The organism is Streptomyces tendae (genome assembly GCF_014650435.1).
Taxonomy (GTDB): Bacteria; Actinomycetota; Actinomycetes; order Streptomycetales; family Streptomycetaceae; genus Streptomyces; species Streptomyces tendae.
Genome location: NZ_BMUY01000007.1, coordinates 317,074 through 341,602 on the forward strand (window position 1 = coordinate 317,074; position 24,529 = coordinate 341,602).

Sequence of the window (24,529 nt, forward strand, 5' to 3'; positions counted from 1 at the left end):
ACCTGGTTTAGATTATGAGCCTAATCTAAACGACGAGCTACGATAGATGCCAGTCGACATCCAAACGGGAGCTGGTCATGGGCCGCGTATCGCAGGCGCAGGCGGAGGAGAACCGCAGGCGGGTGGTGGACACCGCATCCCGGCTGTTCCGGGAGCGGGGCACCCATGTGAGCGTCGCCGACGTGATGAAGGCGGCCGGTCTGACCCACGGTGCCTTCTACAAGCAGTTCGCCTCCAAGGAGGCGCTCGTCGACGAGGCCACCGCCCACGCCTTCGCCGAACTCGCCGAGCGCTACAACACCGGGCTCGAGCGGCACGACGGGCAGCGCGTCGCCGCCCAGCAGGCGCTGATCGATGCCTACCTCTCCGTCGAGCACCGAGACGCCCCGGCGGACGGCTGCCCGGTCGCCGCGCTCGCCACCGACATCGCGCGCGAGGGCGAGGCGGGTGAGCGTCAGGCTCATCGCGTCTACGCCGAGGGGGTGGCCGACTTCGCCGAGTTCCTGGCCCGTGACGACCAGGACGGCATCGTCCGCCTCTGTACGCTGTTCGGTGCGCTGGTACTGTCCCGGGCCACCAAGGGCCTCCCGCTCTCCGAGGAGATCCTCGCTGCCGCGCACAAGGCTTTGACCGAAGCGGGCTGATCGGCCCCGTTCCCGGCGGCCCGCTGGCATCACTGCCGTAGCTTCAGCGTCGTACGTGCGGGGCCCACCCTGCAGGGCAAGTCGGCCGCACTGCTGCACTCCGTTGCCCGCCGATCGACGCCACCGAGCGCACTGCCTGCCTTGCCATGCCTGTTGCCCGGCGGTCCCACGGCGTCAGCGCCGGCGCCGCCATCCGTCTCCGTTGCCGACTCGGCTCTTCACTTCGAAAGTTTCGAGCATCACACACGAGATTGCGTACTACCGCCTCTGGTCCTCATCTCATCTCCCGCAGCCTCTCGGGCAAGAAGTGTTCTGATCAGGGAGTTCATATATGCCAGAACCTCCACCCCTGAGAAGCGTGTTTCCGAAAGTCAGCCGAAACTATTGACAGGATCATGGCATCTTGCGAAAGCTGTGGCCACAGAACGACAGGGCGGTCGTGGCCCGTTCGCGTCATGTGGCCGGGCACGGCGACCGGTTGTCACGGCGCGACGACCGGGCGGCCCCGCCGTGGTTCGTGCAAGGCAGCGGGCGGCAGAAGTCGCTCGCCCCCCACCCGCCTTCATCGGGAGAACGCATGCAGCAGGACGGCACACAGCAGGACCGGACCAAGCAGAATCCCGCCCCCCTCAACGGAGTGAGCCGACGAGGCTTCCTCGGTGGCGCCGGCACTCTCGCGCTCGCCACCGCGTCCGGGCTGCTGCTGCCCGGCAACGCCCACGCCGCCACCACCATCACCACCAACCAGACCGGCACCGACGGCATGTACTACTCGTTCTGGACCGACGGCGGCGGCTCCGTCTCCATGACGCTCAACGGCGGCGGCAGCTACAGCACCCAGTGGACCAACTGCGGCAACTTCGTCGCCGGCAAGGGCTGGAGCACCGGCGGACGCAGGACGGTCCGCTACAACGGCTACTTCAACCCGTCGGGCAACGGCTACGGCTGCCTCTACGGCTGGACCTCGAACCCGCTGGTGGAGTACTACATCGTCGACAACTGGGGCAGCTACCGGCCCACCGGTACGTACAAGGGGACCGTCTCTAGTGACGGCGGCACCTACGACATCTACCAGACGACCCGCTACAACGCCCCCTCCGTGGAAGGCACCAAGACCTTCCAGCAGTACTGGAGCGTCCGGCAGTCGAAGGTGACCAGCGGCTCCGGCACCATCACCACCGGCAACCACTTCGACGCCTGGGCGCGCGCGGGCATGAACATGGGTCAGTTCAAGTACTACATGATCATGGCCACTGAGGGCTATCAGAGCAGCGGAAGCTCGAACATCACGGTCAGCGGTTGACCTCTGTCCGGTGGACAACGGGTTGTGGGCCCCGTCTACGTGGCGGGGCCCACAATCACTGCCGGTCGGTGCCGGAACCGCGGAGTTGTTCCGGCCGCCACGAGTCCTGCGCACCCGGCACAGAGACTCCTCGCCGGCCTCCTGCTCATCCGCACCTTTGCGGACCGGCGTCCCACTGACCTGAGCTGCTCGCACGACCGTCCGGGTCCCGCCTTGGCTCAAACGTCGCCGGGGTTCACCACTGAGCCAGACCGATGTTCCCCGCCTCGGACACCAGCAATGACGGCCGGGTCGGCAGTCACTCGATCAGTGCCGCGACGTGCGGGCAGAACGCGACGCTGGAACTTCTCGAGGAGAAGACCGGGATGCGCTACACGGACTCCGCGCGAGCCCTGCCCCGGCCGCTGAACAGCACCTCCCATGAAACCCGCTCGACACGACACACCAGGAAGGGAATTATGGGCGGGTGACATCGACCTCAGCAGCAGCACTCGCCCTACAGGACCATGCCGTCCTGTGGAGCATGGGCGAGATTCCTGCGGCCGACGTCGTCACTGGCGCCTGCGATGCGCTCATCGCCGGACTCGACAGCCCCGCCCTGCGAATGCTGGCCGCATGCACACGCGCTGAGGCGGATTACGACGTCCCCGACCTCCTTCCCCCAGCACTTGACGAACTGGGCCTCACCTTCCACCCGGCGGGCAGCGTTGCCGGACAGGAGGCCGCCGCACGAGCACTTGCCGCCCGAATGCTGGCCGGCGAGCTGACGCCACGCGAGCTGGTTTTCCGGATCCACCAGCGCTTCGGGCACGAACTGCCCTTGGTCGAAGGACTCGCCAACCTGGACGACGAGTACGACGTCCTCGAATACGGTGGCAGGACGTCGGCGCAGGTCGACGCCGACGTTGTGGCGCAAGCTCTTCGGCTGACGCGGCATCCTCGCGTTGCACCCGAAAGCACGGTTCACTGAGCTGAAGCACACCAGTGGGCCCTCGGGTTCGTACTGGAGAGACCTCGGCTTCCGTGATTCCCGAACCTCCGACTCGATGACGGCCATGTGACCCTCACGATCCCGGGTACGGAGCGTGCAGTTCGGTCAGCAGCACGGCAGGCTGGCCGATGACCGGGCTGTGCTGGCCGGGATCGTGTATGTCCTGGCGCGCGGGCCGGGGCTACGGCTTCCGCATGTACTGCCGGCTCGCGTGGGAGCGCGGCATCGTTTTGAAGACTGCCCGACGTGGAGCCTCGCTCGACTCCGGCCCGGGCAGGGCTCGTTCCGCTGCTGGACAAGATCCCGGCAGTGGCAGGAGTAGTGGGCCGGCCGCGCAGGCGGCCCGACATGCTCTTCGCGGACCGCGGCTACGACCACGACAAGTACCGCCGGCTCCTGCGGCAGCGCGGGATCCGCCCGGTGATCGCCGAACGTGGCCAGCTGCACGGCACCGGCCTGGGCACCTTCCGCTGGGTCGTCGAGCGGACGATCTCCTGGCTGCACGGCTTCCGACGCCTACGCATCCGGTGGGAACGACGCGACGACATCCACGAGGCATTCCTCGGACTCGCCGTTTGCCTGATCACCCACCGGCACGTCCAGAGGCTTTGTTAAGGCCAGTAAGACTGCGTCAAGCGATGAGAGAACTTGCCATCCGGACCACCCAGGACACGAACACGTCCCTGACGGTGCTCGTACCCCGGAGAATGTACGCCAACGCCCTGGGCAATCTCCTCCACCGGGGGACCGGCGAGAAGATGTTCATGACGCTGGAGGAACTGCCGCACGTCGCGGTGACGATTCTGCCCTTCAACGCGTCGCACGCCATGCGAGCCCTGGAAGCGGATCATTTGCCCGACCTCGACTGAATGAGTAGGCGTCAGGCCGGTGGTGTGCGCTACCCCATGACCGCGCGGGTCGCGTCCAGAAACGCCAGCCGATTGTCCTCCCAGTGGTCGCGCACGCTCTCGCCGTCGGGCAAGCCCTCCCACACCGTCCGGCTGAGGTCGAGAAAGTACGCGCGTGCCGCGGCGTGCACGGACAGGGGGGAACTGGATGCGGATGAGCCGCTCCGCGACCCACAGCCTGTTCACAGCGTCCCGGGTCGTGAGGAACCAGGCGTCGGTCTCCTCCTACTCGGACGGCCGACTGAAGGCGGACCGTTCGGCCTCGCCCCCACCTCGATGAACCGCTCCAGCAGTGCCCGCCGCTCCCCGCGCCGAGCCTCCGACAAGGCGATCTGCCGTCGTCGCTGTTCAGCGCGATCCGCCGGGAGTTGAGTCCTGTGCTGGACGAGGTAGGACAACGAGCCGCCGAGAACAACGCCGCCCAGCGATGTGAGGGACACCCAGGCCTGACCTGACATGGCGGTCATCGCGCCATGCCGTCGATCTTCGAGACCATCTCGGTGTGGCTGGTGTGATCACGGCGTCCGAGCCGCCCTGGACAGCACCGTTCACCGGGCGGAGTCACGCGTCAGTTCGGCAAGGTGATCATCGAGCTACGGCGGGAAGGCGATGGTGGACGGAACCCTGTGCCCACCTGTGACCCCACAGTCGCCGCGCCGTCGAAGGTCTTGCTCTGCTGTGCGGTGGTGTCAGGTCGCGCCGAGGCCGTTCAGGAAGGTGGCGGCGACAAGATCGGCGGCCTGCGGGGGTTCCAGGTCGGGGAACCGATGGGCGACGGTGTCGACGAGTTCGTCCAGGACCGTCCGTGCCCATGCCGCGTCTACGCCCGCTCGCAGGTAGCCCTCGTCCAGCGCGCGGCGGATGAAGGCGTCGAGGCGCGCACTCTGCTCCTCCCGGCGGACCCGGGCGGCGGGGTCTTTCTGCATCATCAGGCGCATGTCGACCGGCCATTCGCGGCTGACGGGGATGATTCCCTCCAGGTAGCGGTGGAGTGCAACCGGCAGGGGGGACTCGACCAGGCGGGCTTCGTCCAGAACGCTTTCGGCGGAGTCGAGCTTGGCTTGGAAAACGGCGCTGAGCAGGGCTTCACGGTTTGCGAAGCGGCGGTGGACGGTCGTCCGGTCCACTCCGGCGGCGCTGGCGATGGCCGCCATGGAGGCGCCCGGGTCCTCCGCCAGGAGTCGGGCTCCGGCATGGAGGACGGCAGTCAGGTTACGCGCGGCGTCAGCTCTCATGATGCCCACATTCTACGAGCGAGCTTCACTTAGTTGATTAACATCACGCGTGAGATGCACCACTAGAGATTACCGCATCATTGATGTTGCAGTTAGGTCGATTTCGTCTACAGTGAAGTTGCTGTCCCGCTCGGGGCGGTGAAGCAGATGACGAAACGAGGCACGCGTCATGGCACGAACCTGGCTGATCACGGGGGGTTCGCAGGGTCTGGGCAGGGCCCTGGTGCTCGCGGCCCTGGAGGCCGGCGACAACGTTGTGGTGACTTCCCGCAAGCCTGAGGCACTGGCTTCCCTGCGGGCCGAGCACCCGGACCAGTTGGAGGCGGTAGCGCTGGACGTCACCTCCGCGTCGCAGTCCCGGGGAGTGGTGGCCGCGGCGGTGGAGCGGTTCGGATCGGTTGACGTCGTCGTCAACAACGCCGGCTACGCCACCAGCGGCTCGATCGAGGACTTTCCCGAGGACGAGTTCCGCGCACAGGTCGATACCAACCTGTAGGGCGTGGTCAACACGACCCGGGCGGTCCTTCCTGTCATGCGCCGCCAGCGGTCCGGGCACATCGTGCAGATCTCCTCAATCGGCGGACGTGTGGGTGGTACGCCGGGTCTGAGCGCCTACCAGACCGCGAAGTTCGCCGTCGAGGGATTTTCCGAGGCATTGGCGAACGAGGTGGCACCGTTCGGTGTCAAGGTCACCATCGTCGAGCCGGGCGGCATCCGCACCGGCTGGGCCACGGGTGCAGCGGAGCCTTCCGGTCCCGTGACCCCCGACTACGAGGAGACCGTGGGCCTCTGGATGGCCCGGTTCGCGGACTACGCCGGTAATGAGCCTGGTGACCCGGACCGCATGGCCCACGCGATCATCGGCGCCGTGGACGCCGAGGAGCCCCCGCGCAGGCTGCTGCTCGGCAGCGACGCCCTGGAGATCGCGATCAGCGCGGAGGAAGGCCGTCTGGCCGAGGCCGGCAAGTGGGCCGAGGTCAGCCGTTCCACGGACTTCCCCGCCACCTGACGGCACTGTGCGGGGGCGGCAGCGGGCCGGTCGAAGCACCGGATCCCCGGGCCGCCCGCGCCGACCGACCGCCGGTTCACAGGAGGAGCGAGAAACAATGACCAAGACCTTTCTGATAGCCGGGGCCCGGGCGGCCGTGTCGTCACGGTGGCGCTCGCCGCGGGCCACAACGTGGTGGCGACCGACCTGGCGCCGACACGGTTCCCGCCCCCTGGGAGCACCGTGACCGGCTGTGCGTACGCGCCCTGGACGTGACCGACCCGGCCTCCGCGTACGGCCTGTCCGGCGGTACCTGGACCGCTGATCCCGACCGCGCCCTGACCACAGCCCGTCGGCTGCGCACCGGCACCGTCACGCTGAACGGATCGCCGATCAGCTTCGACGGCCCTTTCGGCGGCTACAAGGCCAGCGGCCTCGGCCGTGAGCTACGGCAAGGCTGGTCCGACCGGCTACGTCGAGCACAAGTCGATCACCCGCACCCGGTAGTCCATGCTCTGTAGCCCGGACGGTTCACCCGACCGAGCAGACCGATTGCACACGGTGCGAGCGTGGACATCAGCCTCGTGCGACGAACAGCCGTCTCGCCGCCCCGGCGAGCAGCAACCCCCAGCGGGTGGGGAACCACCCTGACCGGCAGCCGAACCCTGGACGGCGCGTGGTGGCCAGGACCGCCGGCCCACCACCCCGCACGACCGACCGACAAGGAGCAGAGATGAGTACCGACGACGACTACGAGCGGGCGCTGGACACCGCAAGCGAACTCCTGGGACAGCGCCTGGAACTCCCGATGAGTCCCGGCGAACCGGCCTCCGGAGCCGACTTCCGCAAGGTCGCGACTGTGCACACGTTCGGGGACTCATGGACCCGTACCGCACTGTCGACGCACGACCGATCCCTGGTCTCTGTCGCCATCGCCGCGACGCTGGGCGCGTTCGAACCGCTGCGCGGGCAGCTGCGCATCGCGCTCAACAACGGCGTCACTCAAGACGAGATCGTCGACCTCTTCATCCACCTCGCCGTCTACGCAGGAGCGGCCCGCGCCTTCGAGACATATCAGGTCGCCTTGTCCGTCTTCGCCGAGAACGCTTCGTCCGACCCCGTCTGATTCTCCAGCATCCATGCCTGTGCGGGCAGGAGCCGGTCCCAGCCGACGGATCCCCCCACGACGCCCGCCTGCGCCTGATCCTCAGTGGTGCCGGCGTTCCCCGCGCCATGCTCGGCATCGCCCGCCTGAACAAACCTGCCCTGGCCGGGGAACAGGGATACGGGGTGATCAACCAGCACACCGTAGATCATTTACAGGACAAGTCATCCACCATGCAGCGCGGGCGATTCGCGGCGGACGGCCGTCAACTGTTGGGCCACCCTAGCTGGCCCTGACAAAGCCTCGGCGGCGGATTTCGGGTCACGGAGGAGGCTGGCGGTCACGCGGGTGTCCCGCTGGCATTCCTGCAGCTCGGTGGCCCGCCGTACCCCGGGATCGGGGTCGGCCGGCAGTGCCGACCGCTCGCCCGCCGACAGGGCGTCCCATGCACGCACTGCTTCCCAGCGCGCTGCTTCACGGTGATGAGTGGCCATCGCTGCCACGGACGTTGGCGTCAGGTGGGGCGAGTCCAGCAGTGCCGCGCGTACGGAATGATCAGGGTCGTCGAGCAGAGGGGCACACACGGCATCCGGGAGCGGCGCGACCTTGGCGCGCGGATCGTACACCTCGGGTCCGTATGCGAGAGCTGCCCGCACCTTGGGGGAAGGATCGTCCGCGAGCCGGGCCCGCTGTGCGGGCTCCGCCCTGGCACTCATGGCGAAATCGATCCGGACCCCCGGGTTCGGGTGGGCCAGGATCAGCGCGACGGCCGACTCGGGGAGTTTGGCCCGGTGAAGAACGTCACGGGGCGGACGGTCACCGTCTGCCCCGAAGGCGAGCAGGCGCAGCAGCAGAGGCGTCGGCAGCGCCGGATTCCGGGCCACTCCGTCCAGCGCGGAGGCATGGAGAGCCACCATGATTCCTGCACCCCCGGTGTCTTCCTCGATCGGTCCGCGCCCATGATCCCGTATGGCATGCACGACATCTGCCGACCACCGCTGCACCGGTCCTTGAGGCTCTGACCAGCACAGATGCCCCAGAGGGGGGCTCCCAGGTCAACTGGCCCAACGGAAAGGCCGTGTTCGTGTCGGGCGTGCCGGCCGGTCGGGTGATGGTCCGGTCCGTCCTGCCGATGTCTGCCAGCTTTTGTCAGTGTCTATCGGTATCTATCGGTTTCGGTCGGCGGGTTGTTGGGGTGCTGGTGGGCCTGGGCAGGGGTGTGGGTGGGGCCGGTGTGGATGTGGCCGGTCGGTGTCGCCGGCTGCGTCTGCCCCGGGGTTTGGGCCTGTTGCGGGGCTGGGGGCTGGGGGGTGGGGGGCTGGGGGGGGTGGGGGGTGCGGGGGTGATGGCCGCGTGGGGTGTGGGGTGGCGGAGGGGGGCGGAGAGCGTGCGGCCGGGGCCCGGAGCACGCGTTCGGGCAGGGCGTTCGGGCGGGCCCTGGCCGGTGGCGGCTTAGGGGTTGAAGGGGATGCCGGTGTGTTGTTCGCTCACGGCCCACAGCCGTCTGCCCTGGGTGGGGTCGTCGGCGCTGGTGGGGAGTTTGGCGGGTTGGGGGGTGCCGGAGGTCTGGTCGCGTGCGGCGGGTCCGATGAAGCTGCCGGTCGGGGTGTTCGGGCTGGTTGCTGCGTACAGGGAGGGCCAGGCGGCGCCCTCGGCCGAGCCCATGAGCAGGCGGGCGGCGATCGGGGTGACGAGGCGGCTCAGGGTGCCGGTGCCGTGCTGCTGCAGGCCGGTCATCGCCGATCCCGGGTGGACGGCGAGTGCCGTGACGGGAGTGTCTGCGGTGCGGCGCGCGAGTTCGAGGGTGTAGACGATGTTGGCGCGCTTGGACTTGGCGTAGGCGCCCATGGCGCGGTAGTTCTTCTCGCTCATCAGGTCGTCCAGCCTGCCGATAGGCCACCGTGCGGCGATGGCGCTGACGGTGACCACGCGTGGTGCCGGCGAGCGGAGTACGGCGGGCCAGAGGAGGGCGTCGAAGGCGAAGTGGCCGAGGTGATTGGTGCCGACCGTCATCTCCAGGCCGTCGCGGGTGGTGCGCCGCTCGGGCAGGTTCATCACGCCGGCGTTGTTGAAGAGGAGGTCGACGGTCTCGGTCTCGGCGATGCGGGTGGCCGCGTCGCGGACGCAGGAGAGGTCGGCGAGGTCGAGTACGAGGGTGTCCGTCCGGGCGCCGGGCGCCGTGGCGCGTACGGCCTCCGCGGCCTGGTCGAGCCTGGTTTGGCTGCGGCCGGCCAGGATGACGCGGGCTCCGTGCCGGGCGAGTGCGCGGGCGGTCTCGAGCCCGATGCCGCTGCTCGCGCCGGTGATCAGCGCGGTGCGGCCGGTCTGGTCGGGGATGTCGTCGGGTGTCCAGTGGTTCACCGTGGTCACGCTCCTTGGGTGCGTTGTTCTCGTGCTCGGTCGTTGCGTTGCCCGGCGGGGCCGTGTCACCGGGCGGGGAAGTGCAGGGCCGGGGGTGTTCTCGGCGAGAGGCGGCTGCGGCGGGGTGCGGGACGGGGTGCGGGTGCATGCCGGGGGAGGCGCAGGTATGCACCGGGGCGGCCGTGAACGTCCTTCGGGCGCCGGTGCCGCGGCGTCCGCCCGCAGCGGGCGCACAGCGCCGGGACAGCCCGCGCGGGTGGCTTGGTCGGTGCGGCGCGCCGGCCCTGGTGCGCCGCCCGGAGACTCCCCACTCTTTTTCAGACCGGTGGTCTGTTCGGTCGTGGTCCCAACGTAGAAGACCGCTGGTCTGATGTCAAAAGACCGCCAGTCTGTAGCCTGGGGTCATGACGGACTTCCAGCGCGCACGCAGTGAGGAGCAGCGCGGGATACGGCGCCAGGCCATCCTCGACACCACTGCCGCCATGCTCGAGACGATGCCCATCGGTGAGATCAGCTTGAACGAGCTGAGCCGCCGTGTCGGGCTGGCGAAGTCCAACGTGCTGCGCTACTTCGAATCGCGCGAGGCGATCCTGCTGGAACTGCTCGACCGTGCCTGGCAGCAGTGGGTGGCCTGCCTGCCTGCCCTGGCGCGCGCCGGCATCGACCAGGACGCTCCGGTGAGCCGGCGCACGGAGCAGTTCGCCGCCGTCGTCGCGGGCTCCCTCGCCCACCGCCGCGTCCTGTGCGACCTGCTCAGCGCGCAGGCGGGCGTGCTGGAGCACAATGTGTCCCCGCAGGCGGCCGCCCGCTACAAGCGTGCGGCCGTGGCCAACGTCGCCGGTATCGCGGCGCTGGCCCGCCGGTACCTTCCCGAACTGGGCGACGGCGCACCGCAGTTGACCGCAGCCATGATCATGTCTGTCGGTGCCGTGTGGACCCACGCGCGGCCCTCTGCGGCGATGCTCGCCGCCTACGAAGCCGACCCCTCACTGACCGCGTTCAAGCTGGACTTCGTGACCGCCCTGCAGGAGATGCTGGCCACGCTCACCGCCGGCACCATCGCCCGCGCCCGCGCCTGAGCGGGCCAGCCGCCGGTGGTCCCTGACGCGGTGCCATGGTGAGCCTGCGCCTGCGCCTGTGCCTTGGCCGGGTGTCGCGCCGGCCGGTGTCCGGGACCGGGACGTCGCGCCGGCCGGTGTCCGGGACCGGACGTTGCGCCGCACCAGGCCGAAGAGGTCCGCTGGGGTGCAGCGGTGCCTCGCGGGTGGGGAGGTGGCCGCGGGGTGCCGGGCACGTCAGTGAGCCTTTGGCAGCCTGGGGCTGAGGCGTGACGAAGGGCGGGGACGGTCTCCACGGTGGCGGTGGCCCGGTTGGTGCTGCAGCGCAGTTTCCGCGCACGGCGCCGGCCCTTCAGGGCGGCCTGGCTTGCTCGCCGGGCAGCGGGTTGCGGCCCGGGTGCTGCCCTGCCGGCGCTGCCGCAGCGTGGGACGCCGACGGAGGACGGGCGTCCGGGCGGTGCCGCCGGCGTCTCGACATGCCTTGTCCGTCCGGCACTTCGCCTCCGCGTCGCCGGGGGAGGGGGAGTCATCGGCGGCGCCCGTGCCGTGGCGAGCGCCCGCAGCGGTGGGTGAGGCCGTCGGCAGCCGGCCTGCCGTTCATCGGCGGTGGCCTGCCACGCCGGGCTTGCACCGGGACATGGGGGGCGTCGGCGCGGCTGAGAGCTGCCGCGGATCTGCGCACCGGCCGGTGGGCGGTCGGTGCGGGCCCGGTCTACCGGTTCGCGGCTTCGCGAGTGGAGGTCCGGTGCGTGCGGCCGACCGCGCGGCCCACCGTGTTGCGCACGGCGAGGCCCGGCCGGGTGCGGGGCACCATGAGCCTGGAGAGCAGCCCGACGCGTCGCTGCCGCGGGCCTGTCTCACGGCGGAGCCGTGACTCGTAGGCGGCGAAGGCGCGGGCGTGGTCGCCGGGTTGGGCGGCGAGCTCTTGTGCGAGGGCGTACGCGCCCGCCATCGCCATGCTGGACCCGTCGCCCAGCAGGGCTGTCGCGGCCGCTGCGTCCCCGAGGAGTACGACCCGTCCGCGGGACCACGAGGGCACCCGGACGGTGGTCAGGGGGTCGAAGTACGGAGCCGGGTGGCCGAGGAAGGCTGCCACGAGTTCCGGTGCCCGCCACCGCACGTCGGCGTAGGCGTCGGCCACGGTCTGCTTGTGGAGGGCGACGTTCTTGCGGTCGTGGGGCGCCGGCCGTGCGGCCCGGAAGGTGAAGATCGCGAGCGGGGTGGTCCGCGAGGGGTGGAGGACCAGCATCCGGTTCGGCACGGTCAGCATCGTCATCTCGGTCGGGTCCTCGACGGCGTCGGGTTCCAGCGGGACGGTCGCGCCGTACAGGCCAAGGTCGCTCGCGAACTGCCGCTCGGGGCCGAATACCAGGCGCCGTACGGTGGAGTGCATCCCGTCGGCACCGACTACCAGGTCGAAGCGCCGTGGCGCGGACCGCCGGAAGGTGACGTCCACCCCGTCTTCGTCCTGGTCGAGAGCGGTGACGGTGTCGTCGAACACGAACTCGGCCCCGGTCTGCGCCGACCGGTGGAGCACCTCGGACAGGTCGGCCCGGGTCACCTCGACGGTCGGAGCCTTGTCCGAGGTGAGCGGGAGCTGCAGGATTCGCCTGCCGCCGGCATCGAGCAGGGTCAGCGACTGGTTGCGGGTGGCGAGCTCGCGGAGCTGCGGGAGGATGCCCATGCGCTCGGCGACCGGGATCGCGGGCCCCTTCACGACGATCGCGCTGCCGCCGGAGCGCAGCTGCCGGGCGTGTTCGACGACCGTCGGCCGGTATCCGTTGCGGGAGAGCCAGTACGCGAGTGCGGGCCCTGCGATTCCGGCACCGACTATCAGCACCTCGGGCTTCTTCATGACGATGACCTCTCGGAGTTCGGAGTGTCGATGCCCAGGTCCCCGGCGGGTGCCGGGCCGGGCCTGAGGGAGCGGCGGCACGGGGAGGGGCAACCGGACCCAGGTACGATCATTTCCGTACCTCAGGGAAGCATGCCCTTCAGGTACGATGCAAGTCATACCTGAAGGAGGTGCGGCGTGGCCGGGAGGAACCTGGTCGGCCCAAAGGCCGATGCGCTCGATCTGGGCGCGGTGTTTCGCGCCCTCGCCGACGAGCACCGTCGTTCGGTGATGACGCAGCTGGCAGCCGACCGCAGCGACAGTGAGCGGGGCTGCAACTCGTTCGATCTTCCGATCTCGAAGCAGACCCAGACCCACCACTTCCGGGTCCTGCGCGAGGCAGGTCTCATTGACGAGATCGACTACGGCAACCGCAAGGGCATCCGACTGCGACGCGCGGACATCGAGAAGAGATTCCCCGGGCTGCTCACGCTCCTGGGCGAAGACTCCCCGGGCGGTACTGCTCCCCGCTGAGCACACCGGAGGGGAGCCCGGGTTGAGCCGCGAGCCCGGCCGGACCCAGCCCGCGCCCGGCTCGCAGGCAGCCGGACACGACGCGGACACACAGGGGACCGGTGCCGCATCGACCACCGCCCCGCACCCGTGACCGGCGCCGAACCCTTCCGCACACCCACACCTGCACCCACACCCGCACCTGCACCCGCACCCGCTGAGGTTTCCTCAATCTGCATGCGGAGCAGGACCACCGGGGGAGAGGGCGGGGCCCGGCCACAGAGAAGCTCCCGGCAGACGGGTGCGCGTCGAGTCCAAGCCGTCCTGCCAGGAGCTATCCGCAGGCTGGCCCACCCAGCCGCCCCGCAGACAGGAGCCGGCACCAAAGGCGAGGTGGCCACGAACGGCTCGTCCTGCGCGAGAGGGCCCGGACCGGATCCTCCGGTGGACTGTTCGTGGGGCTCGGCGCCGTCGCCTGGCGCCGTGATGTGGATGCGGGCTTGCACACGTGCCTGCCGACGGCTTTCGGCTTTCGCCGAGGCGTCTGAGGGGGTGTGTGACGGCTTCAGCTGGGTGCTGCCGGTGCATGGTGTTCCGTGGCAGCGCGGTTCTTGACTGGCTGTCCGTAGTGGTGACTGAAGGGCTGTGTCACGTGCCGGGGTGGCGGGCGCGGACGTCCGCGGTGAGGGCAGCCTGCAGGGTTCCCCGTCTGGGCTGGTGCGTTCGGCCGGCGGACAGGCTCTCCTGAAGCCCCCGCCCCTCGCCCCCTGCGCCCCCGTCCTGTGGCCCGCACGCCCGCACCTCGGTTCCGACACAGCGGCAGTCCCTCACCCTGTGCGGTCTCTCGGTTTGGAGTCGGTGGTGGTGAGAGCCGGTGTTGGTGGTCGGGTGGTCGGGTGGTCGGGTGGTTGGGTGGTTGGGTGGTTGGTGTATTGGTGCTGGTCAGTGGGGTGTTGAAGGGGGGGCTGGCAGTGTTATGGGGCGGGAGTCTGGTGGCTGGGATGGCTGTCGTGGGGGCTTTGTCGTATGGCAGCTGGTGCTGTCTCAGGTTCGTGAGTTCTTGTGCGCTGGCTGGGGGCTGGGCCGGTGTGATCGTGGGGGGCAAGAGGTGGGGGCCGGTCGTGGGCCTGTGCTGCTGAGGGCGTTGGTGGTGCGTCGTCTGCTGGAGCGGCAGCAGGCGGGGCGGGGGGGCCATGCGGCATGTGCGTGCGGTTGCTGAGACGGTGGGTGTTTCGGAGCGTACGGTCTGGCGCTGGTTGGAGAGGGCGAGGGCGACCGGGTGGGTCAGGCGCCGGTCCGGCAGGGGTGCGTGGTGTCGGGCGAGGTGTGGGAGTTGCTGGGTGAGGCGGGGGGAATGTCTCGGTGCTGAGGCGTCGGCTGGTGGCTGGCGGTGGTGAGGTGCCCGTTCCGTCGATGTCGAGGTGGTGTCGGGTGATCCGCAGGGGCCGTCGGGCGGGGCGGGCTTTGTCGACCGGGCGGGTGTCTGAGGTGGCCGGGTTGCGTCGGCCGGATTCCCTCGGCGAGCTGGGCCTGGACGTGGTGGCCGGGAAGGGTGTGGGTGGGCAGGTGTTTCTGCGGGAGCAGCAGCACCTGGCGCAGGTCCCGGTTCTGGTTCCGGATGCTCAGGTGGTGCATACGCCTGCCGTTCGGTCGGTGCTGGGGACGGTTGCGCTCGTGGCTGCGGTGGGGGCGGTGGTGTGTCTTTACGGTGACGCCGGCCGGGGCAAGACCGTTGCGTTGCAGTACGTGCTGTCCCAGTTGCCGTATCCGGCCCGGGTCTGTCGGGTTTACGTCGGTGTGCACGCGACGGTTCCCGGGCTGCGCCGGGTGCTCGTGGACGTTCTGGAGCTGGGGAGGCGTCTGCCGCGCGGGGCGGGGGAGGCCGGCCTGATGCTGGTGAACGCATTGCGGCAGCCGCGTGTGCTGGTGCTGGACGAGGCGCTGCGTCTTCCGGGGCCGGCGCCTGGAGTTTCTGCGCGGGCTGTGGGACCACCCGGACACGGACATGGCGCTCCTTTTGGCGGGTGCGGGCAGTGAACGGGCGCTGCGTCGGGTGCCCGCGCCGGCGTCTCGGGTGCTGACCTGGGAGTTGGTGCCGCGTCTTCGCCCGGGCGAGGTGTCAGTGGCGGTGGCGGCCTTCCACCCGCTGTGGGGGGTCGTGAGCGAGGACGATGTCGTGTGGGTGGACGAGCATGTGGGCCACGGCAATTTCCGGACGTGGGCGAAGCTCACCTCGCACCTGCCGGCCGAGCTCTACGGCAAGAGCCGGCAGGTGGTGGACCGCCGGTTGCTGGAGCGGGCCTGCGCACGGCTCATGGGGCCGCTGTGGCCAGCGCCTCCGGTCCGGGAGAGGCCGGCGGCCAGGAGGACGGTCCGCACGCGCGGGGAGGTCTGCCGGTCTCCTTCAAGCTCACCTGATCGACCGCCTTGCGGGGTGACCGGCGCCGTACGGGAGTGTCCAGCCGGACGCGTCAGGGCGACGGCTCACCCGCGGCGCCTGGTCCGTCACCCTGTAGGCCGGGAGGCTGACTCATGCATGGCCCCGCTCCTCTGGCCGGTGCGGACGGGCCACTGGTGGATCGGGAGTTATATCTGCCGAAGTCCTGGACGACGGACCGGGATCGCTGCGAGGCGGCGAAGATACCCGACGACCGCGACTTCTTCGACGCGCCGCGGCGGCCCAAATCGCCCCGCCGTGATCGGTGCAGCAGCCTCATCCCGGAGAGCGACGCCGATATGGCTCAGTGGGTCGTTCCGTCGGGGTTGATCGTGTGGAATCCGGTGTAGGGGGTGAGGGCTGGAGGGATTGCGATCGAGCCGTCGGCGCGCTGGTTCTGTTCGAGGAGTGCCACCACTGTCCTGCCGATGGGAAGTCCCGAGCCGTTGAGTGTGGCCGCGTACTCCTTCGTGTCGCCTCGCTTGACCCGTATGCCGGCTCTGCGTCCCTGGAAGTCTCCGCAGTCGGATACGGAGGAGATCTCGCGGAAACACTGTTGGCTCGGCAGCCAGACCTCAAGGTCGTAGGTACGGCGGGCGGAGAAGCCGAGGTCGCTTGCGCGAAGGTCTATGACCCGATAGTGCAGACCAAGGCGTTGGAGGCACTCTTCGGCGTGGGACAGCAGGAGTTGGAGCTGTTCTTCCGCGTCCTGCAGGAGGCACAGACGCACAAGTTCCACCTTGGCGAATTGGTGGAGACGGATCACTCCGCGGGTGTCCCGGCCGTAGGACCCGGCCTCGGAACGGAAGCACGCCGTGTGGGCGGTGAGACGCAGCGGGAGGTCGTCCGCAGCCAGAGTCTCTTTGCCGTAGAGGTTGACCAGGGGTACTTCCGCAGTGGGGATCAGATACAGGTGACGGTCCGCGACCTTGGTGGCGAACAGGTCGTCAGCGAACTTGGGCAGCTGGCCCGTTCCCGTCATTGTCTCCGATGTCACGAGGTGCGGGACGCTGTGCTCGATGTACCGGTGCTCTTCGGTGTGCAGATCCAGCAGGAAGGAGGTCAGCGCGCGTTCGAGCCGTGCGCCGGCACCGCGGAACACCGCGAAGCGGGATCCGGACAGCTTGCTGGCCCGGGGCAGGTCGAGGAGGCCTGCGGACGTGGCCAGGTCGACGTGGTCGCGCGGTTCAAAATCGAAGGTCGGCCGGCGTCCCCACCGCCGGACCTCGACTGGCGGGTCGTCCGGGCCGCCCCTGGGGGTTTCGCTCACGGGAATATTGGGCACTGCCAGCAGGAAGGCGCTCAACTCGCCATCGGCGGCCCGCTGTTCCTCGTCCGCCAGCTGAACCCGGCGCTTCAGCTCTTTCGCGGTGTCGAGGTCGAGCTGATCCCTGGCACCGCGTTGCTCCGCCAGCTTGCGGGTGACTGAGTTGAGTCGTCCACGCAGGGAGTCCTTGTGCGCGATGGCCTTTGCGCGTCGCTGAACGAGCTTTTTCAGGGTTTCTGTGTCAAGGACGTAACGGCGTCTGCTTAACCGTTGTTCGGCTTGCGTGTCCGGACGCAGCAGGTCCTGAGGGTCGTGCACGATTTCTCCTTGAGCGGCGAGGGCGCTTTCGGGCAATCGGGCCAGCCGGTCGAGGCCTGTGCCGACGAGGACCGGTCGGGCCACGACGACATGCAGGGCAGTCCCCGGAGATTGCGGAGAGGGCAGGATTCGAACCTGCGTGGGCCGAAGCCCGACCGAGTTGGACACCCGGACCCCGATAGGCCACTACGGGCACCTCTCCCTGTAGCGTTCCCGCGATCCATTCGCTGGCGCGCTGTTGGTGAATAGTCTGCCCCCATGGCTCTGACCGCCTCCTGACTCCCTGCTGACAGCACGGTCTTCAGGTCGGAGGCATTCCTGAGCGGGTGTGCCGGCGGCCCCGCGCTCCGCAGGACGAAGTCGGTGAAGCCCGGGTCGTGGCGGTCACCGGGTGCCCGGGGGCAACCGTGACGTCCGCCATCGCTTCAGATGCTGCCGCCACCCTTGCGAATACGGGCGGTCCGCGTGTGCAGTCGATGCCCTGACCGGCATCTTCACCTGTCCAAGGGGCTTTGCAGCAGCCCGGCCCCGGTAACGCGGCTGTGCGGACTTCACCGTGTGCGGAGGCAGGGTGGTGTTGTCGCAATCCTGCCGGTGCAAAGGCGGGGCAGCTGCCATAATCAAGACGTGCTCGCGGAGATGGTCACGAGCAGAAGCGGTCATTGCCAGGCGTCGTCGGGCGCATCGTTGACTGCCAAGAGCACCTGATTCTGCCCCTGATGGTCGGTGTCCCCCGTATCGGCCATCAGGGGTGCACTACAAGGCGCGGGCATTGACGCTGGCTCCGAGTATCGTGCGAAACCTGCCTGGCGACAGACCGATACGGAGGCATCGCGTGCCAGACGATGAACAGACCGGAGCACTTGAGGAAGCCACCCGGATGATGCTGGACGCTGTCGCCGCTTATCGCATGGCGGTGGGAAGCCATTGTGAGGAATCAGCGGGCCTGCAGCTCGACAAGGCCGCCGCCATGCTCAAGCCTGATGGAACGGTTACCCGGACCCTGCGAGAACTGACGAGCCAGGAACTGGACTTCCTTGCGTACGCCGAGGAGCCTTCTTCACCGGGCAGTGTTCGCCGGCACGAACTGCCCCCGCACGACACCGAAGGTGGTGCGGAGGTGTTTGCTACCTGGCAGACGGTGTGCGAGCGATCCCGGAGAGCCACTCAACATTTGAGCCGATCGTGCACCCGAGGGCTGCTGGAAGAGGCAGAACTGTGAAAGGCATTGCTGCACCTCTTTGGTGAAGATGCACGCTGTGAAACCAAGCTGCAAATTCTCCGTGATCACTGTGAGTGAATCGCCGTCGCCCTGGAGGCGCGGGAAGAACAGCATTTCAAGAACGGAGAATGTGATGACTGGGCAATGGGACGACTCGGCGCGGAGAGCGGTTCAGAAGCGGGCCACGGGTATGAACCATGCGGATGCGGTGGCAGCAGAAGCCGGTTTACGGGATGTACGGCAACGGCAGCCGAAAGCGTACTGTCTTGAATCTGCTTGGCGCCAGAACTATCTGGACTGCGAGCTCGCGGAATGGCAACGCCTGATTCGCCTGTTGAGCGAGGACGGCTTCGGCGTTTATTCGCCGGACAAGGATCCTGCTGTACGGGAACGGACACACGCGAACAGTAAGGGCGAGTGAATCCCGGGAGGCGCCTGAATCAGGTGACGATTCCGGCGCCCACGGTACGGTTTGTGGACTCATCGATCAGAATGAATCCGCCCATGGTCCTGTTCCGCCGGTAGGAATCGAACGTCAGCGGGACGGTGGTGCGAAGACGGACACTGCCGATCTCGTTGACTGCAAGGCTCTTGGCCGGCTCTTCGCGCAAAGTGTTGATGTCGAGCCGGTATCCCAGCTGTCGCACCATGGCGCGCGCCGTGCGCGTGGTGTGTTTGACCGCGTACTTCTGGGTCGGGTCAAGGACCTGGCTCTCGTTCATCCAGCACACCAGGGCCTGCAACTCCTGGGAGACCACCGGAGTGTCGTGCGGGTGACACAGCAGGTCTCCGCGGGAGATGTCGAATTCGTCGGCGAGCTCGACCGTGACGGACATGGGCGGGCGGGCTTCTGGAACGGAGCCGCTGGGCGAGTTGATCCTGGTGATTCGCGTGGTGGCACGGGAGGGCAGGACCAGCACCTCGTCGCCGGTACGCAGCACACCGGCAGCCATCTGGCCGGCATAGCTGCGATGGTCGGTGACGCGGGTGGACTGCGGCCGGATCACGTACTGGACCGGTAGCCGGGCACCCAGGGAGTCCGTGACAGATGTGGCGGGCACGTTCTCCAGGTGTGCGAGCAGAGCAGGCCCGTCATACCACGGCATGTTCGGCGAGGGGTGTACGACGTTGTCGCCCCGCAGCGCCGACACCGGGATGACAGTGACATCCCGCGCGCCGATCTCGGCGGTGTAGTCAGTGAACTCCGCACGCAGCTCCTCGAACTGCGCCTGGCTGAAGTCGACGAGGTCCATCTTGTTCACGCACAGGACCAGGTGCCTGACGCCCAGCAGGGTGCACAACAACGCGTGCCGGCGGCTCTGTTCCACCAGTCCCTTCCGCGCGTCGGCCAGGACGAGCGCCAGGTCGGCCGTCGAGGCTCCGGTGATCATGTTGCGGGTGTACTGGGTGTGCCCTGGCGTGTCGGCAACGATGAATTTGCGTCTCGGCGTCGAGAAATACCGGTAGGCGACGTCGATGGTGATGCCTTGTTCGCGTTCGGCGCGCAGTCCGTCGGTGAGCAAGGACAGATCGGTGTAGTCGTCGCCGCGTGCGCTGGAGACGGCCTCGATCGCGGACAGCTGATCGTCGAAGAGCGACTTCGAGTCGTACAGCAACCTGCCGATCAGGGTCGACTTCCCGTCATCCACCGAACCGGCGGTGGCGATTCGCAGCATGTTCATCAGAAATACCCCTCGCGCTTGCGGTCCTCCATGGCCGAATCGCTGACCCTGTCGTCGCCGCGCGTGGCTCCGCGCTCGGTCAGCCGGGTGGTGAGAATCTCCTGGATGACGGCCGCCGCCGTCGTGGCACCGGAGCCGACGGCCGCGGTGCAAGAGGTGTCACCGATGGTGCGGTAGCGCACCTGCGCGATGTACGGCTCTTCGCCAGGCCGGACGGGCAGGTGTTCGTGGACCGCGAACAGCATGCCGTCTCGGTTCACGACGGACCGCTCGTGGGCGTAGTACAGCGCCGGGAGCTCGATGTCCTCCCGCTGGATGTAGTGCCAGATGTCCAGTTCGGTCCAGTTGGACAGGGGGAACACCCGGATCGACTCACCCGGACGGATGCGGGAGTTGTACAAGGACCACAGTTCGGGCCGTTGACTCTTGGGGTTCCACTGGCCGAAGTCGTCACGGAAACTGACGACGCGTTCCTTCGCCCTGGCCTTTTCCTCGTCCCGGCGGGCGCCGCCGAACAGGGCGGTGAGACGGTGCCTTTCGATCGTCTGGAGCAGGACGGGTGTCTGGATCGCGTTACGCATACCGGAATCAGGCTCGGCGACCAGGCCGGAGTCGATCGCCTCCTGCACGCTGCCCACGATGAGCTGCGCCTCCAGTTCAGCGGTGAGTTTGTCCCTGAGCTCCAGCACCTCGGTGAAGTTGTGCCCGGTGTCCACGTGCACCAGCGGGAACGGTATCCGCGCGGGCGCGAAGGCCTTCTGCGCCAGATGGAGCATCACGATCGAGTCCTTGCCCCCGGAGAACAGCAGGGCCGGCCGTTCCGATTCCGCGACGACCTCGCGGAGTATGAAGATCGCCTCCGCCTCAAGGGCGGCGAGGTGTTCGACATCCACAGCCGGTATGGCCCGGGGTGTGTCACGGTCGACGGAGGTGGGCATCACGGTTCACTTCCTTCGTGGCGGGAAGCCGGTCACTGCGGTCGTCGGGCCCTGGTGCAGCCGGCGCCGGGAGGAGCCGGCGCAGAAGCGGCCCGGTCATGGCGGTTGTCACCAGTGCCATGCACACGAACATCGCGAACAACTGCGCATCCAGAACACCCAACTCGAGGCCCAGGCTGAGGACGACGAGTTCGGTCAGCCCCCGGCAGTTCATCATCGCTCCGAGCGCCAGCGCCTCGCGTCGGGTGTGGCCGCCTATCGCCAGTGCGGTGGCGGAGGCGCTGGCCATCTTGGCCACGACAGCCACCACAGTGATCAGTAGCGCGGTCAGCCAGGGGCCGGCACCGTTCAGCGTGCTCAACGTGGTCTGCAGACCGACGGTCACGAAGAACAGCGGCAGCAGCAGCCACAGCGTGACCCCCTGGATCTTGCGGCTGAGTTCACTGATCAGGGGAGAGTTCCGCGGCATGATGACGCCCGCCATGAAGGGGCCGAAGATCGCGTGCACCCCCATGCGGTCGGTGGCGAGCGCGGAAAGCAGGATCAGGCACACCAGCGCGGCACACAGGCCGTCACGGGACAGCCGATTGCGCTCGGCCCGCGCCACCGCCCTGGCCACCAGCGGTTTGACGAACACCCACATCACCAGCGCGAAAGCAGTGACGAACACCACCGCGAGAGAGGCGGCGGTCGGCGACGTACCGCGCACGATGGCGATCACCACCGCGAGCAGGCCCCAGGCGGTGGCGTCGCCGACCCCCGCCGCGGTCAGCCCGGTCACACCGATCGGGGTGCGCAGCAACTGACGCTCCGACAGCACTCGCGCCAGTACGGGGAACGCGGTGATGGAGAAGGACAGCGCGACGAACAGCAAGAAGGCCGTCTCGCTCGCATGCGCCGGGGGATATCGCCCGTGCAGCCACCAGGCCATGAGCAGGCCCGCGAGGAACGGCACCGCGATCGAGGCGTGGCCGATGAGGAACCCCACGGGCCCGCTCTTGCGCAGCGTGCCCGAGGGGACCTCCACTCCGACCAGGAACATGAAGAACACCACGCCGAACTGGGCCAGTGTGTTCAGGTGCGGCAGGACCGACGTGGGAAACAGCCACTCCTGCGCCCGGGGCGCGATCCCGCCGAGCACGGAGGGGCCCAGGAGCAAACCGGTCACCAGCTCACCGACGACCGCAGGCTGGCCGCAACGCCGCGCAACCGCTCCGCCCAGCGCCGCGACACCGACCACGACCGAGGTGGCCACGAGCAGTCGGTACAGCTGCAGGTCACCCCCGGAACCGGAGTCGACGCCAGCGGCGCCGCTGCCGGAACCGTGGGCCAGCCAGCTGAGCATGCACACCGCCACGACGACCGGTGCCAGTACGATGAACGAGTAGACACCGAGATAGCGCCTCATGACCGAGCATCCTCAGGAAGCGGTACAGGCCGGTACAGCGAGCGGTGCAACACGGCCGTGGAACCAGGCAGGGGCGCACGGCGCCGGCGGACAGCCGGCGGGGGGAGGAACCCAGGTTGAGCAGACTCGCAGTTGTCTCGGGCGCGGCCACCGGCATCGGTAGGGCGGTGGCCGAGGCCCTGGCGGCCGAGGGAGCCGACGTCGTGATGATCGGCCGCCGGGCGGACCGCCTGGCACGGGCCGCCGCCGAGCTGAACGAGAAGCTGGGAGCCCAGCGGGTCCGGGCCGTGCAAGCGGATCTGACCGTGCTGCAGGACGTGGAGCGGGCGGCGGGTGACATCACGTCCACGGGCCGTACCGTGGACGTCCTGGTCAACAACGCCGGCGGGAACTTCGCCCCCACTGCGCCGAAGGACCTCGCCGACGTCCGCCGTGACTGGCTCGTCAACGTCACCGGCAACGTACTTCCCGCCGTGCTGCTGACACACGCTCTCATGCCTGCGCTGAGCCGCCCTGGCGGCCGCGTCCTCACCATCGGCTCCATCGCGGCCCTGCGCGGCTCGGGCTCCTACGGCGGCGCCAAGGCCGCACTGCACCCTTGGTCGACGGAACTTGCCGTGCGGCTGGCGCCCGAGGGGATCACCGTCAACGTCATCGCCCCCGGTTACATCCAGGACACCGAGTTCTACGGTGAGCGCATGTCCCAGCAGTTCCACGCCGACCGGTCCCGGCAGGCGCCGGCCGGCCGCGGCGGCACCGTCGAGGAGGTGGCCGCGACGGTGGCACACCTGGCCGGCCCCGCCGCCGGATTCATCACCGGCCAGATCCTCCAGATCAACGGGGGCGCAGTGACCGGACGAGGCTGAGCAGGAGCCCGTGGCCGAAGCGGCGAGAAGGTTCACAGAGGGTCCACCGCAAGCGACTTGCGGGCTTCGGCCACGGCACGGCCGGTCAGCACGGAGGAGGAGCCCAGGTAGCTGGACGCGTCAAAGATCTCCTCCAGTTCGTCCGGCCCCAGCTTCCCGCTGATCTGGGGGTACGCCTCCACAAGGGAGCGCACGAGCCGGCCTTCCTGCTGTGCGCGCTGGGTGAGTTCGTAGACGAGTTCGTGGGCGCGCTGCTTGCCGATGTACTTACCCAGCGTCAGCATGAGCCGCTCGGACATGATCTTGTCGGCGGCGGCCTCGGTGTTGTGACGCATCCGGTCGGTATGGACCAGCAGTCCGGTAACACTCTCCGTCATCATGCCGCATGCGGCCAGGCAGTAGTGTGCGATGTCGGGTATGCAGGCCCACTCGATACGCAGGGCGCGCGCGTCGCGCTCGTGGTCGCCGATCATCGCCGACAGGGCGGCGCCGGCCTGGGCGTTCGCCAGCCGGGCCATCACCACGACCTGCTCCAGGCGTTCGGGATTGCGCTTGTGCGGCATCGTGCTGCTGCCAACCTTGCCGGGCCGCCAGGCCTCGGCCACCTCGGCGAATTCCGGCCTGGACAGCGTGCGCAGCTCGTCCGCGATCCGGGCGAGGGTGCCGGTGACCATCGCCAGAGCGAGGACGAACTCCGTCGGCCTGTCACGCGCGGCGTGCCAGCCGGTCGTCGGCACCCCGAGTCCCAGGCGGTGGGCGAACCGCTCCAGAACGGCGGGCCCGAGATCACCGAATCCCGCCATGGTGCCCGCCCCGCCGAACAGTTGTGCCACCACGACGCGCTCACGCAGCTGCGCGAGGCGGTCGTGGTGGCGCAGAAGCTCGTCGGTCCAGCCGGCCACCTTCAGCCCGAAGCTCATGGGCAGAGCGGGCTGGGCATGTGTGCGGCCCAGGGCCACCGTGTCCGCGTGCTGCCCGGCCAGATCGGCCAAGTCGGCGATGAGGCGGGCCAGTTGAGGTTGCAGAATGTCGAGCACGTCACGGATCTCCAGGCTCTGCCCGGTGTCCTGGATGTCCTGAGTCGTGGCACCGTAGTGGATGAACTGTCCCGCCTCGGGGCCGCAGGCCGCCTCGAAGACGCGCAGGAGACCGACGAGCGAGTGCCCGGAGTTGTCGATCTCGCGCTGTACGGCATCGAGGTCGATGAGTTCCGTGCGCGCGCTGCTGGCGATGATGTCCGCCATGTCCTGTGGTATCAGGCCGAGTTCACCCTGCGCCTGGGCCAGGGCCGCTTCGATGTCCAGCCAGCGCTGATTGCGGCAGACATCGCAGAAGATCCGGCGGCTGTCGGGGGAGGCGTAGCGGTTCCCATAGAACCGGGAGTCGGTGATGTGGCCGCGTTCGTGGCGACAGGATTCGTGTGCGGTGTGCGGTTGCGGATGAGGGCTCAT

23 protein-coding genes, 1 tRNA gene and 4 pseudogenes are annotated in these 24,529 nt (G+C 68.6%); 16 read left to right on the forward strand and 12 right to left on the reverse strand.

The window, feature by feature from the left end:
• Positions 1–77 precede the first annotated feature (77 nt).
• The 5 genes and pseudogenes from IE258_RS20585 to IE258_RS20605 form a co-directional block, all read left to right on the forward strand.
• Positions 78–644, forward strand: a complete 567-nt coding sequence (locus tag IE258_RS20585; RefSeq protein WP_189745558.1) for a TetR/AcrR family transcriptional regulator — start codon at positions 78–80, stop codon at positions 642–644.
• 577 nt (positions 645–1,221) lie between these two features.
• Positions 1,222–1,947, forward strand: coding sequence for an endo-1,4-beta-xylanase XynA (gene xynA, locus IE258_RS20590; RefSeq protein ID WP_189745560.1), 726 nt, complete (start codon positions 1,222–1,224; stop codon positions 1,945–1,947).
• A 523-nt stretch (positions 1,948–2,470) separates the two neighbouring features.
• Positions 2,471–2,917: a hypothetical protein gene (locus tag IE258_RS20595; protein ID WP_189745561.1), complete on the forward strand. Its 447-nt coding sequence runs from the start codon at positions 2,471–2,473 to the stop codon at positions 2,915–2,917.
• A 258-nt stretch (positions 2,918–3,175) separates the two neighbouring features.
• Positions 3,176–3,553, forward strand: a complete 378-nt coding sequence (locus tag IE258_RS20600; protein WP_268256335.1) for a transposase — start codon at positions 3,176–3,178, stop codon at positions 3,551–3,553.
• An 8-nt stretch (positions 3,554–3,561) separates the two neighbouring features.
• Positions 3,562–3,807: pseudogene (locus IE258_RS20605) on the forward strand (DNA-binding protein); the annotation flags it as partial.
• Positions 3,808–3,836: 29 nt separating this feature from the next.
• On the opposite strand, the pseudogene IE258_RS41270 reads toward IE258_RS20605, so the two are convergent.
• A pseudogene (locus IE258_RS41270) lies at positions 3,837–4,313 on the reverse strand (hypothetical protein).
• Between the two features lie 35 nt (positions 4,314–4,348).
• Here IE258_RS41270 and IE258_RS20610 point away from each other — a divergent pair.
• Positions 4,349–4,454 (forward strand): annotated as a pseudogene (locus IE258_RS20610) (IS5/IS1182 family transposase); the annotation flags it as partial.
• 81 nt (positions 4,455–4,535) lie between these two features.
• Here the strand turns inward: IE258_RS20610 and IE258_RS20615 are convergent.
• On the reverse strand, positions 4,536–5,081 hold the full coding sequence (locus IE258_RS20615) for a TetR/AcrR family transcriptional regulator (protein WP_189745564.1): 546 nt from the start codon (positions 5,079–5,081) through the stop codon (positions 4,536–4,538).
• Positions 5,082–5,250: 169 nt separating this feature from the next.
• Between IE258_RS20615 and IE258_RS20620 the strand changes: the two are divergent.
• The 3 genes and pseudogenes from IE258_RS20620 (at position 5,251) to IE258_RS20630 (ending at position 7,195) form a co-directional block, all read left to right on the forward strand.
• A pseudogene (locus tag IE258_RS20620) lies at positions 5,251–6,090 on the forward strand (oxidoreductase).
• A 251-nt stretch (positions 6,091–6,341) separates the two neighbouring features.
• Positions 6,342–6,590, forward strand: a complete 249-nt coding sequence (locus tag IE258_RS20625) for an aldehyde dehydrogenase family protein (RefSeq protein ID WP_373309836.1) — start codon at positions 6,342–6,344, stop codon at positions 6,588–6,590.
• 212 nt (positions 6,591–6,802) lie between these two features.
• Positions 6,803–7,195 carry a carboxymuconolactone decarboxylase family protein gene (locus tag IE258_RS20630; RefSeq protein WP_189745566.1) on the forward strand — a complete coding sequence of 131 codons (393 nt, stop codon included), beginning with the start codon at positions 6,803–6,805 and terminating at the stop codon, positions 7,193–7,195.
• On the opposite strand, the gene IE258_RS20635 is transcribed toward IE258_RS20630, so the two are convergent.
• From IE258_RS20635 to IE258_RS20645, 3 genes are all read right to left on the reverse strand, one after another.
• Positions 7,144–7,386, reverse strand: coding sequence for a hypothetical protein (locus IE258_RS20635; protein WP_189745568.1), 243 nt, complete (start codon positions 7,384–7,386; stop codon positions 7,144–7,146). The two genes, IE258_RS20630 and IE258_RS20635, sit on opposite strands and share 52 nt — an antisense overlap.
• 12 nt (positions 7,387–7,398) lie before the next feature.
• Positions 7,399–8,091 carry a hypothetical protein gene (locus IE258_RS20640; RefSeq protein ID WP_229892282.1) on the reverse strand — a complete coding sequence of 231 codons (693 nt, stop codon included), beginning with the start codon at positions 8,089–8,091 and terminating at the stop codon, positions 7,399–7,401.
• Between the two features lie 535 nt (positions 8,092–8,626).
• Positions 8,627–9,544 (reverse strand): oxidoreductase, encoded by a 918-nt coding sequence (locus IE258_RS20645; protein WP_229892285.1) that lies wholly within the window; start codon positions 9,542–9,544, stop codon positions 8,627–8,629.
• Between the two features lie 395 nt (positions 9,545–9,939).
• Here IE258_RS20645 and IE258_RS20650 point away from each other — a divergent pair, with 395 nt between their 5' ends.
• Positions 9,940–10,614, forward strand: a complete 675-nt coding sequence (locus IE258_RS20650) for a TetR/AcrR family transcriptional regulator (protein ID WP_189745570.1) — start codon at positions 9,940–9,942, stop codon at positions 10,612–10,614.
• A 691-nt stretch (positions 10,615–11,305) separates the two neighbouring features.
• Here IE258_RS20650 and IE258_RS20655 read toward each other — a convergent pair.
• On the reverse strand, positions 11,306–12,448 hold the full coding sequence (locus tag IE258_RS20655) for an FAD-dependent monooxygenase (protein WP_189745572.1): 1,143 nt from the start codon (positions 12,446–12,448) through the stop codon (positions 11,306–11,308).
• Between the two features lie 177 nt (positions 12,449–12,625).
• Between IE258_RS20655 and IE258_RS20660 the strand changes: the two genes are divergently transcribed.
• The 3 genes from IE258_RS20660 to IE258_RS20665 all read left to right on the forward strand — a co-directional run bounded on the left by IE258_RS20660 (position 12,626) and on the right by IE258_RS20665 (position 14,977).
• A complete protein-coding gene (locus IE258_RS20660) occupies positions 12,626–12,961 on the forward strand; it encodes an ArsR/SmtB family transcription factor (RefSeq protein WP_189745574.1) in 336 nt (111 codons plus the stop codon).
• Between the two features lie 1,172 nt (positions 12,962–14,133).
• A complete protein-coding gene (locus IE258_RS41275; RefSeq protein ID WP_229892287.1) occupies positions 14,134–14,337 on the forward strand; it encodes a helix-turn-helix domain-containing protein in 204 nt (67 codons plus the stop codon).
• Between the two features lie 91 nt (positions 14,338–14,428).
• Complete coding sequence (locus IE258_RS20665; RefSeq protein WP_189745576.1) at positions 14,429–14,977, forward strand: ATP-binding protein; 549 nt, start codon at positions 14,429–14,431, stop codon at positions 14,975–14,977.
• A gap of 704 nt (positions 14,978–15,681) precedes the next feature.
• Here IE258_RS20665 and serS read toward each other — a convergent pair.
• Together serS and IE258_RS20675 are read right to left on the reverse strand one after the other, a co-directional pair.
• Positions 15,682–16,962 carry a serine--tRNA ligase gene (gene serS, locus IE258_RS20670; protein ID WP_189745788.1) on the reverse strand — a complete coding sequence of 427 codons (1,281 nt, stop codon included), beginning with the start codon at positions 16,960–16,962 and terminating at the stop codon, positions 15,682–15,684.
• A gap of 114 nt (positions 16,963–17,076) precedes the next feature.
• Positions 17,077–17,164, reverse strand: a tRNA-Gly gene (locus IE258_RS20675).
• 633 nt (positions 17,165–17,797) lie between these two features.
• Here IE258_RS20675 and IE258_RS20680 point away from each other — a divergent pair.
• Both IE258_RS20680 and IE258_RS20685 read left to right on the forward strand, forming a co-directional pair.
• Positions 17,798–18,184: a hypothetical protein gene (locus tag IE258_RS20680; protein WP_189745578.1), complete on the forward strand. Its 387-nt coding sequence runs from the start codon at positions 17,798–17,800 to the stop codon at positions 18,182–18,184.
• 61 nt (positions 18,185–18,245) lie between these two features.
• A complete protein-coding gene (locus IE258_RS20685; RefSeq protein ID WP_189745580.1) occupies positions 18,246–18,605 on the forward strand; it encodes a hypothetical protein in 360 nt (119 codons plus the stop codon).
• Positions 18,606–18,624: 19 nt separating this feature from the next.
• Here IE258_RS20685 and IE258_RS20690 read toward each other — a convergent pair whose 3' ends face one another.
• Genes IE258_RS20690 through IE258_RS20700 form a run of 3 tightly spaced genes read right to left on the reverse strand, consistent with a single transcriptional unit; the run spans position 18,625 to position 22,212 of the window.
• Positions 18,625–19,866: a sulfate adenylyltransferase subunit 1 gene (locus IE258_RS20690; protein ID WP_189745582.1), complete on the reverse strand. Its 1,242-nt coding sequence runs from the start codon at positions 19,864–19,866 to the stop codon at positions 18,625–18,627.
• Positions 19,866–20,804, reverse strand: a complete 939-nt coding sequence (gene cysD / locus IE258_RS20695; RefSeq protein ID WP_189745584.1) for a sulfate adenylyltransferase subunit CysD — start codon at positions 20,802–20,804, stop codon at positions 19,866–19,868. Before cysD ends, IE258_RS20690 begins: the two co-directional genes overlap by 1 nt.
• Positions 20,782–22,212, reverse strand: a complete 1,431-nt coding sequence (locus IE258_RS20700; protein WP_189745586.1) for a cation:proton antiporter — start codon at positions 22,210–22,212, stop codon at positions 20,782–20,784. Before IE258_RS20700 ends, cysD begins: the two co-directional genes overlap by 23 nt.
• Before the next feature lie 116 nt (positions 22,213–22,328).
• Here IE258_RS20700 and IE258_RS20705 point away from each other — a divergent pair, with 116 nt between their 5' ends.
• Positions 22,329–23,078 (forward strand): SDR family NAD(P)-dependent oxidoreductase, encoded by a 750-nt coding sequence (locus tag IE258_RS20705; protein WP_189745588.1) that lies wholly within the window; start codon positions 22,329–22,331, stop codon positions 23,076–23,078.
• Between the two features lie 32 nt (positions 23,079–23,110).
• Here IE258_RS20705 and IE258_RS20710 read toward each other — a convergent pair whose 3' ends face one another.
• Positions 23,111–24,529, reverse strand: a complete 1,419-nt coding sequence (locus IE258_RS20710; RefSeq protein ID WP_189745590.1) for a class-II fumarase/aspartase family protein — start codon at positions 24,527–24,529, stop codon at positions 23,111–23,113.

Coding starts and splice junctions, on each gene's coding strand:
- IE258_RS20585 (WP_189745558.1), top strand. CDS start 78: ATGGGCCGCGTATCGCAGGCGCAGGCGGAGGAGAACCGCAGGCGGGTG.
- xynA (WP_189745560.1), top strand. CDS start 1,222: ATGCAGCAGGACGGCACACAGCAGGACCGGACCAAGCAGAATCCCGCC.
- IE258_RS20595 (WP_189745561.1), top strand. CDS start 2,471: ATGGGCGAGATTCCTGCGGCCGACGTCGTCACTGGCGCCTGCGATGCG.
- IE258_RS20615 (WP_189745564.1), bottom strand. CDS start 5,081: ATGAGAGCTGACGCCGCGCGTAACCTGACTGCCGTCCTCCATGCCGGA.
- IE258_RS20630 (WP_189745566.1), top strand. CDS start 6,803: ATGAGTACCGACGACGACTACGAGCGGGCGCTGGACACCGCAAGCGAA.
- IE258_RS20635 (WP_189745568.1), bottom strand. CDS start 7,386: ATGATCTACGGTGTGCTGGTTGATCACCCCGTATCCCTGTTCCCCGGC.
- IE258_RS20640 (WP_229892282.1), bottom strand. CDS start 8,091: ATGGTGGCTCTCCATGCCTCCGCGCTGGACGGAGTGGCCCGGAATCCG.
- IE258_RS20650 (WP_189745570.1), top strand. CDS start 9,940: ATGACGGACTTCCAGCGCGCACGCAGTGAGGAGCAGCGCGGGATACGG.
- IE258_RS20655 (WP_189745572.1), bottom strand. CDS start 12,448: ATGAAGAAGCCCGAGGTGCTGATAGTCGGTGCCGGAATCGCAGGGCCC.
- IE258_RS41275 (WP_229892287.1), top strand. CDS start 14,134: ATGCGGCATGTGCGTGCGGTTGCTGAGACGGTGGGTGTTTCGGAGCGT.
- IE258_RS20690 (WP_189745582.1), bottom strand. CDS start 19,866: ATGAACATGCTGCGAATCGCCACCGCCGGTTCGGTGGATGACGGGAAG.
- cysD (WP_189745584.1), bottom strand. CDS start 20,804: ATGCCCACCTCCGTCGACCGTGACACACCCCGGGCCATACCGGCTGTG.
- IE258_RS20700 (WP_189745586.1), bottom strand. CDS start 22,212: ATGAGGCGCTATCTCGGTGTCTACTCGTTCATCGTACTGGCACCGGTC.
- IE258_RS20710 (WP_189745590.1), bottom strand. CDS start 24,529: ATGAGCCCTCATCCGCAACCGCACACCGCACACGAATCCTGTCGCCAC.